Origin of the sequence: Brunnivagina elsteri CCALA 953, from assembly GCF_002289455.1 — a bacterium.
Classification (GTDB): domain Bacteria; phylum Cyanobacteriota; class Cyanobacteriia; order Cyanobacteriales; family Nostocaceae; genus Brunnivagina; species Brunnivagina elsteri.
This window is the reverse complement of sequence record NZ_NTFS01000284.1, coordinates 1-8678: the sequence shown is the minus strand read 5'-3', so window position 1 is coordinate 8678 and position 8678 is coordinate 1. Positions and strand designations below refer to the sequence as shown.

Annotated in this window: 10 protein-coding genes; 6 read left to right on the top strand and 4 right to left on the bottom strand. The window is 38.4% G+C overall.

The window, feature by feature from the left end:
• The first annotated feature begins 50 nt into the window (after positions 1-50).
• The gene (locus CK510_RS32900) at positions 51-260 is read left to right on the top strand and encodes a hypothetical protein (RefSeq protein ID WP_211293244.1); all 210 of its coding nucleotides are present in this window, start codon (positions 51-53) and stop codon (positions 258-260) included.
• 36 nt (positions 261-296) lie between these two features.
• Positions 297-938, top strand: coding sequence for a PP2C family protein-serine/threonine phosphatase (locus CK510_RS21150; protein WP_211293243.1), 642 nt, complete (start codon positions 297-299; stop codon positions 936-938).
• A gap of 146 nt (positions 939-1084) precedes the next feature.
• Here CK510_RS21150 and CK510_RS21145 read toward each other — a convergent pair whose 3' ends face one another.
• From CK510_RS21145 to CK510_RS21135, 3 genes are all read right to left on the bottom strand, one after another.
• The gene (locus CK510_RS21145) at positions 1085-1465 is read right to left on the bottom strand and encodes a type II toxin-antitoxin system HicB family antitoxin (protein WP_095723583.1); all 381 of its coding nucleotides are present in this window, start codon (positions 1463-1465) and stop codon (positions 1085-1087) included.
• Positions 1431-1682 carry a type II toxin-antitoxin system HicA family toxin gene (locus CK510_RS21140; protein WP_245912259.1) on the bottom strand — a complete coding sequence of 84 codons (252 nt, stop codon included), beginning with the start codon at positions 1680-1682 and terminating at the stop codon, positions 1431-1433. Before CK510_RS21140 ends, CK510_RS21145 begins: the two co-directional genes overlap by 35 nt.
• A 479-nt stretch (positions 1683-2161) precedes the next feature.
• Complete coding sequence (locus CK510_RS21135) at positions 2162-3751, bottom strand: S8 family serine peptidase (protein WP_095723584.1); 1590 nt, start codon at positions 3749-3751, stop codon at positions 2162-2164.
• 172 nt (positions 3752-3923) lie between these two features.
• On the opposite strand from CK510_RS21135, the gene rpe reads away from it, so the two are divergent.
• Entirely contained in the window at positions 3924-4631 is a 708-nt protein-coding gene (rpe, locus tag CK510_RS21130) for a ribulose-phosphate 3-epimerase (RefSeq protein WP_095723581.1), read from the top strand.
• A gap of 406 nt (positions 4632-5037) precedes the next feature.
• The gene (locus CK510_RS21125; protein WP_095723580.1) at positions 5038-5718 is read left to right on the top strand and encodes a glycoside hydrolase family 24 protein; all 681 of its coding nucleotides are present in this window, start codon (positions 5038-5040) and stop codon (positions 5716-5718) included.
• Between the two features lie 167 nt (positions 5719-5885).
• Here the strand turns inward: CK510_RS21125 and menH are convergent, their stop codons facing one another.
• On the bottom strand, positions 5886-6692 hold the full coding sequence (gene menH, locus CK510_RS21120) for a 2-succinyl-6-hydroxy-2,4-cyclohexadiene-1-carboxylate synthase (RefSeq protein ID WP_095723579.1): 807 nt from the start codon (positions 6690-6692) through the stop codon (positions 5886-5888).
• A gap of 96 nt (positions 6693-6788) precedes the next feature.
• On the opposite strand from menH, the gene CK510_RS21115 reads away from it, so the two are divergent.
• Together CK510_RS21115 and CK510_RS21110 are read left to right on the top strand one after the other, a co-directional pair.
• On the top strand, positions 6789-7346 hold the full coding sequence (locus tag CK510_RS21115) for a cytochrome C (RefSeq protein WP_095723578.1): 558 nt from the start codon (positions 6789-6791) through the stop codon (positions 7344-7346).
• 367 nt (positions 7347-7713) lie between these two features.
• Positions 7714-8678 (top strand): preprotein translocase subunit SecA (locus CK510_RS21110; RefSeq protein ID WP_342745991.1); only part of this gene is annotated, 965 nt, incomplete at its 3' end.

Below are 8678 nucleotides of genomic sequence, written 5' to 3'. Positions count from 1 at the left end.
CCCATTCGCAGATTATCAGATTTCAGTTTTTCATTTAGGGGAATGATGAAATGTCCAACCTGACAGTAAACATCAACGAAATGCTGAATGCGATCGCACATTCTGATGAACAGCAAAAGCAAACTCTGGCAAAGCTTGCCGATGCAAATACAGAAATTCAAACCCTAAATGAAAAACTGAAATCTGATAATCTGCGAATGGGGGCAGAGTTAGAAATTACCCGCGAACTTCAACAAAAAATATTACCGAAACCAGAATAACTTGAGCAAGTTAGCGATTTAGATATTGCTGGTTTTATGGAACCTGCATCTGAAGTTGGTGGCGATTATTATGATGTTCTGCAAAATCGTGAAAGAACTTTAATTAGTATTGGAGATGTCACTGGACATGGGCTAGAAAGTGGTATTTTGATGGTGATGACACAAACAGCAGTTCGCACATTGTTAGCGGCAAATATTACTAACTATAATTTATTTTTGAATTTGATTAATCAAGTAATTTTTGATAATGTGCAACGGATGAATTCAGATAAAACCCTAACATTAGCTTTGCTTGATTACAAAGCTGGAAAAATTACTTTGACTGGACAACATGAAGAGATGATTGTTGTGCGTGCAGATGGGGAAATTGAGTGTATTAGTACAATCGATTTAGGTTTTCCTGTTGGTTTGGAACCCGATATTAGCGAATTTATTGCCCAAACAGAAGTAGAATTATTTGCTGGGGATGGGGTAGTGCTTTATACCGATGGATTAACAGAAGCAGAAGACAAAGACCTAAATCAATATGGTACTGAGCGATTGTGTGAAGTATTAAAGCATAATTGGCATCATAGCGCTCGTGAAATTCAACAAGCAGTCATCGAAGACTTGCGATCGCACTTAGGTGATATCCCATTTGAGGATGATGTGACAATATTGGTAATGAAGCAGAAATAATTGAATGATTTATACTTAGTATTGTAAGGTGCGTTATGAACTTTGTTCTAACGCACTAAAAGCTACGTATGTTTTCAAAAATTCTATATTAAGTCCTATATATCTTTTCCATACATCTAAACCAACCTACAGTTAATTAAAAAAGTCTAGCTAGCAGCACTCAACAAAAACAAAAGATACTGATTTAAACTAACATTTTCTACTTCTGCCGCTTTTGCTAAACGACGATGTAAAGACTTTGGCATCCGTAGCAGTAATTTACCACTGTAAGTTTCATCGTTGCTGGGTAAGGGTATTTCATCATCTACCTCATAAGTTGTCTCTAACCATAATTCTCTAGCTTCATTAATATTGGTAATTGTCTCTTCTAATGTTTCACCTTGAGTCAAACATCCTGGTAAATCTTTGATTTGTGCAACATATCCACCTTCCATATCTGAATCAATTGTTATCGAATATTGAAGATTTAAATAGTATTCTAAAGGCTGTTTTTCAGTCTGTTTTTTCTTCTGTTTCAGTGTTTTCATCATTCCACTCTTCTAAATTTAATAGTTTGATTATTTCTTGTAAATACACTCTTTTGACTTTTTGTCCACCATGTTTGGGTAGAGTAATTGTTCTTCCTTGAGCATCACGAAAACTATGATGGCTACCCTTGGATCGTTTTTCTTCAAAACCAAACGCTTCCAATAAATACAGCACATCCTCAAATCTGATGTCAGGTGGTAGTTTGAGAAATTTCAATACTATTTTTTTTTAACTTGCTCATTGAGCGATGATATCATATATAGTATCATCAATATCGCTGAACGTAGTTAAGGGGGGTAGATGAGCAATCGTACAGAAAGTTACGCTAAGGCTGAAAACCTTACTATGCGAGCATTCTATCAATCAATATTTTTTGAAATTCTCAAAGTACCAATTAACCTATAGACTATTTGGTACATCAAACGAGTACGGTATAGCAAGGGTTTCAGACTCTTAAGTTTCAGAACCTTCAATTGGTACAGTTTTTCTTTCTGGTGATCAATTCCTTAACGTAACTTTCTGCACCACTGCTTATTTCACCCCTTAAGTAGTTGGACACAATTAATTACACAACATTTGGGCTGAAATTCTTGCCCATCAAAGAAATTAAAGAATCAGTATTGTAATTAATTCTGTCTAGTTACTTAAAATTATTTAGAGCTTTATCGTTTTGGGAGAAACCGGGTTTCTTAAGACTAATTTCCTGGAACAGTCCACCAAGCTAATGCGTAAGGTTGCTTAGATTCATTTATTTGCTGTTTATATTGAACGCGAATTTGATATTTACCAGCAGCAGGAACGGGACAAAATATATGCTCTGCATTATCAACATCACTAACCGAAGAACAAGCAGCGACATTATTATTACCACCTTCTTGAACTAAATATAAATCGAGATTATTTAAACCGCGATCGCGAAAATTTTCCCCTTCTTCATACATCTGATTATTATTTTTTTCTTCAAGTTCAATTAATCTATCCCAAGTTAATGTAACCGCAACAAAACTATTCGCTTTTAGCGGTTTTGCTAATACATAATCAACCGTATTATTTGCCGTAACAGTATTATAATCCCAACCTAAAGCTGGTACAGATTGGTTTGATTGCCATTGTCCAGCACTAAATTGTTGTAAAGCTCGTGATGCATTCAAATGTCCCGTACCCATTTGTGCATGAAGCGGTATTTTAGCATCTTTGTAAGCATCAGATGCTAACCAGTCTTGGTTCTGTTTATCAATAACTGTACGTGTCATTCCCAACCGCAAACCATCACCATTATCTTTAATTTTATCAGCAGAATTTAATAAAACAGCCTTCATAACTTCATGGCGACGAGAAACAATACTCCAGTTAGCCTTTTTACTTTTCAATTCGCGATCGCCAAATTCCTGTAATAAAGCTACCGTTCCCGTTAAATGTGGTGCAGCAAAACTAGTACCTGTAACTTTATTTACCTTACCATCAGGATTCAGCATTCTAATATTACTACCAGGGGAGAGAATCGCCACCGATCGACGGGAACCCAGGTTAATTTCTTTACCAGCTAATCTCGCAGTTGCACCTTCATTTGCAGCAGCCAAATTAGAAACATCAACCTTGTTAAAAACCTGTTCGCGACGGGAAGAAAACGCCACATTCATCGCGTTATAATTATCCGTAGGAATGGGAATACCACCCTTACCTTGATTACCTGCGATCGCATATAAAACGTCATGCACTCGACTTGACCAATCAACACACATAGTCAACAAAGCTTTCCCATCCAAAACCGCATCTGGTCGTGGATCGCGATTCAAAGGTTCACCAAAGCTAAAATTTATAGCCCGAACATCCCCACCGTTTTGTGTCGCAATATGCTGTGCAGTTAAACATTCCTCTGGTTGTCCTTGACTTTTTGTTGAACCCACCGCAGCAGAGTACAAACGGGCATTTGGCGCAACCCCAGGGAAAGCCTTATCTTTGCTCACCATCACCCCTGCAACGTTGTGTGCATGGGGGTCAACTCCATTATTCGACTTCGCTGGACCATTTCGCAAAAACACCGCCACCAAGGGCAAAACATGGTTACTGGAAACCGCTTTATCTACCCCAAACTTCCCTGGTCTACCAATTTCTACTTGACCAATGCCAATTTTGTTTCCAGTCAAATTGTAGGGATTTTTATGCAATCTGAGGGCATCAATACCGAGACTATCAATTGAGCTACTAAAAGTCAAAGCAAGTACGGGAGTGGTCAAACAAGCTGCACTCAGTCCAAAAATAATCCAAGTTTGTTTCTTTGTCATTTGGTTAATAGTTAATTGTGATCGAGCATTGGGCATTGGGGATTGGGTATGGAAAATTAAGAATAACTTTTTCCGCTTACCCTTTCCCATGTAGGATGGAATTAGGATGAGTATTGACTCATAATTTTGTTACAATGCATACAGAATTCAATCGCGTCTAGACCTGCTAGCCATGACCCAAACCCAATCAAAGAAACCCATTGTAATCTCTCCCTCAATTTTGTCGGCTGACTTTAGCCGTTTAGGAGAAGAAGTTCGTGCTGTAGACGAAGCTGGTGCAGACTGGATTCACATCGATGTCATGGACGGTCGCTTTGTTCCTAATATAACTATCGGACCCCTGATAGTGGAAGCAATTCGTCCGGTGACCAAAAAACCCTTGGATGTCCACTTGATGATTGTGGAGCCAGAAAAATACGTTGCAGACTTTGCCAAAGCTGGTGCTGATATTATCTCAGTACATTGCGAGCATAATGCTTCACCCCATTTACATCGTACCCTTGGGTTAATTAAAGAACTTGGTAAACAAGCAGGTGTGGTTCTCAATCCTTCCACACCACTGACTTTGATTGAGCATGTTCTCGACCTTTGCGATTTGGTTTTGATTATGAGTGTTAACCCCGGTTTTGGGGGTCAAAGTTTTATTCCCACGATGGTGCCAAAAATTCAAAAACTGCGTCAGATGTGTGATGAGCGTGGTTTAGACCCTTGGATTGAAGTTGATGGTGGTCTGAAGGCAAATAATACCTGGCAGGTTTTAGAAGCTGGAGCAAATGCGATCGTTGCAGGTTCTGCGGTTTATAATACACCCGACTATGCAAAAGCTATTGATTCGATTCGCAATAGTAAGCGTCCTGCACCTGAGTTGGCTAAGGTTTAGCTTCCCTTGTTTTTATATCAGCACAAGTAAATAATCGCTTGCATAAGCAGTAAAGACACAGATTATAGGTGTCTTTTTTTTGACCGAAATTAAACCAGTGACAGTAGTTTTGTCGTTTTGTAGGTTGGGTGAAGGCTTTGCGTAACCCAACATTAATTGAGTCGTTAAACAAAATTAATTACACACGTATTTAATCTGAAACTCTCATCCAGCTTAGAAGCTAATGTGTAAATATTTCTGCTTGATTACTTAACCGAGAATTGATATAAGTTTACATGATTACACTGTATTAGTTTTTACCACTTAATTTATCTAGGCAAATTTTCCGGAATCCGAACCCTGGATATTGTTGTTATATTTTTGATGGCTAGAATATTAGATTTTAAGGAGTCGGACTCTGAAAGGCATTGAAACGAAAGGGGTTGAAAAGCTGATACCCCCGCTAATCGCGCTGCTTGGGTTCGTGTGCTTAATTCAGTGGCTAATAACAGGTGAGTTGCGATGGTCTAAGACTAACAAAGACCCGACATTTAGTCAAAAACAACCCCCTTTGGTGATGAAAGGAGGGGACCCTTACGTTCGTGCATTGATGCGAACTATCTCCGCAAGTGAGGCTAATAGCGAACGTCCTTATTCTATTTTATATGGTGGAAAACACGTAAGTGATTTGAGTCGCCATCCTGAGCAGTGTGTAACAATTGTTAACGGTCCGAACAAAGGAAACTGTTCGACTGCTGCGGGAAGATATCAAGTTATTAACACGACTTGGAAGCAAATTGCTCCTCGTTATCACCCAAAACCCTCGCAGTTTATGGTTTGGTCATCTTATAGTTTTGAAGCTGAGTATCAGGATGTGGTAATTTATCGCTGGTTGAGTGATTCGCGAGTTTGGGGTACTGATATTAATCAATTATTGCGTCAAGGCAAGTTAAATAATGTTTTAAAGTTGCTTTCTCCGACTTGGACTAGTTTGGGATATGGGATTGAGACAAATTCGATGAGTGGTTATCTACCAAATATTTATCGGAAAATACTGCAAGATGAGTTAAAAGTTACAAATAAGGGTGACAGACCAAAAATTCAATAAATATAGAACCCCACCCTAACCCTCCCCTTATTAAGGGGAGGGAACTTAATTTTTTATTTCCCCCCCTTGAAAAGGGGGGTTAGGGGGGATAATTCCGGGATATCAGGGTAAATCTATATATACCGTAGTTTTACCAAAGGGAGAGGTTACATCTAGCTCACATTGAATTAGATAAATTTTCTAATATTTTGAACAAACTCATAGGTATTTTCTAAGTGAGTATTATGTGCAGTATTGAGAATAACTTTTAATTGGCAAAAACTACAAATATTTACCATTTGCTGATTGATACTAATAAACTTTTTGTCATATTCACCAGCCAATAAAAGTACAGGTATTTGATTTTCTCGAAGTTTTCTCCAAAGCGAGGGTTGACAACCAGTTCCCATGAAAAGTAATGACTTAGCCAATTCTTGGGGATTATTGTGCGATCGCATCACAATTAACTGCTCAAATTCAGGATGATGTTTGATGTTTCCAAAAATTCCTTGACTGTACCAGTTAGACAAAAAAGCGATAAACTCTTCTTTTGTACTGATTCTTGCTAATTTTCTCGCAATTCTGCCATCTTGCTGAATTCTTTCGTCTCTTTCAGCTTGACTGACTAATCCAGGGGAAGCAGATTCTAAAACCACTTGAGAAAATCTTTCTGGATAATATAACGCTAAATATAAAGCCAGTCTTCCACCCATTGAATAACCGATTAAATAGCAGTTATATATTTGTAAGTCATCAAGTAAATTAATTATGCCTTCTGCTGTATTGGGTATATTATAATACTCATTGTCTCCTAAAACTTGAGTTTTACCATGTCCAGGTAAATCAATAGTCAGGTAGGAATAATCTTGAGCAAGCAATGCAATAGTCGAATTAAATTCATTGCGATCGCCCATAAACCCATGTAAAAATATAATTAGTTTTTGGTCACATTTTCTATTTAAGTGGTAGTGAAATTTATATAGATTCAAAGACATTTAAGAATTCAGAGGTTAACTAGGATACATACATCAAGCAGCGTTGATTTTCCTCTAAAATGTACGAATAGTTTGATTTTACGGTGTGGGTGAGGCATGTTTAATTTTGGCAAACGCAAAGCATCAAAACCGCAGCAAGTCAAGTACAAGCCAGTAAGTTTATTTTTAGTTGTTTTAGCCTTATGTTTAATTATGGGTTCCCTCTTAGCTGATGCAACCAATGCCCAAACTACCATTAAAGCCCCAACATCAGAAATTGGCACAGTTGATGTAATCCCAGCACAGTATAAACTCGGGCAAGAACTTTACCTAGAAAATTGCTCAAGTTGTCACATAGCCATACCCCCAGCAGTTTTCCCCAGCCAAACCTGGAAAAATCTACTTGAAGACAGCCAACATTATGGCGCACAACTAAAACCGCTCGTCGATCCACCCCGAACATTAGTTTGGCGATATTTATCAACATATTCGCGATCGCTACAAAAAGACGAAGAAACCCCCTACCGCTTCCACAATTCCCGCTACTTCAAAGCTTTACATCCACAAGTTAAACTACCACAACCCATCCCAGCAAATAGCTGTGTCACCTGCCATCCTGGTGCAAGTAACTACAATTTCCGCAGCTTAACCAAAGAATTTGGGAATGGGGCATAGGGTATTTTCACCTCTCTCTAAAGTTATCTTCCTCTTCTTGGCGTTCTCCGCGTCTTGGCGGTTAAAATAATTTCTAAGTTGGGATATCGCTACTTTTACATGGTGAGGGTTCCTTATAAAGCTTTAGGGACAAAATGATACTATAAAAAGTATGATTATAAATTTTGCTTAAATAGCATAAATTTAGTAAATTGATTAGCTCATATTTTTCTTGATTTTTGGTTTAATTCTCATTGCAAAGAGCAATGGCGACATCCAGCCATACAAAGTATCGCAGCTACGAATACTTTGGCTGAAATCAGTGTCTATAATCGGATAGCCAAATCCATAAAGTCCTAAACATTTGTTTTAGTCGAAAATAAACGCCATGCTAAAAACCTTGTTGGGCGACCCCAACGCTCGTAAACTTAAAAAATACCAACCTTACATTACAGAAATTAATCTCTTTGAAGAAGAAATTAAAACCCTGTCCGATGAGGAATTAAAGGGAAAAACAGCAGAATTTAAACAACGCTTTGCTAAGGGTGAATCTTTAGATGACATCCTTCCAGAAGCTTTTGCTACGGTCAGAGAAGCTGGACGGCGAGTTTTGGGTTTACGCCACTTTGATGTACAAATGTTAGGTGGTGTGATTCTACACACCGGACAAATTGCCGAAATGAAAACAGGGGAAGGTAAAACCCTCGTAGCAACCCTGCCAAGTTATTTAAATGCTCTAAATGGTAAAGGTGTACACGTAATTACCGTTAACGATTATCTTGCCCGTCGGGATGCTGAATGGATGGGACAAGTCCATCGTTTTTTGGGGATGAGTGTTGGTTTGATCCAGCAAACTATGACTCCCCAGGAACGGAAGAAAAATTACGACTGCGATATTACCTATGTAACTAATAGTGAAATTGGTTTTGATTACCTACGGGATAATATGGCGACTGACATCAAAGATGTAGTGCAGCGTCCTTTCAATTATTGCGTTATTGACGAAGTTGATTCCATTTTAATCGATGAAGCACGGACTCCATTGATTATTTCTGGGCAGGTAGAACGACCAACTGAGAAATATGTAAAAGCAGCCCAAATTTCCAATACCTTGAAGCCTGATGAGCATTATGAGGTTGATGAGAAAGCGCGAAATGTACTTTTAAGTGATGAAGGGTTTGCCGAATCGGAAAACTTACTCGAAGTCACCGATTTATTTGACCCTGAAGACCCTTGGGCACATTTTATCTTTAATGCCATTAAAGCAAAAGAATTATTTCTGAAAGATGTCAACTACATTACCCGTGGTGGGGAAGTGGTTATCGTTGATGAATTTACTGGGCGGGTCATGCC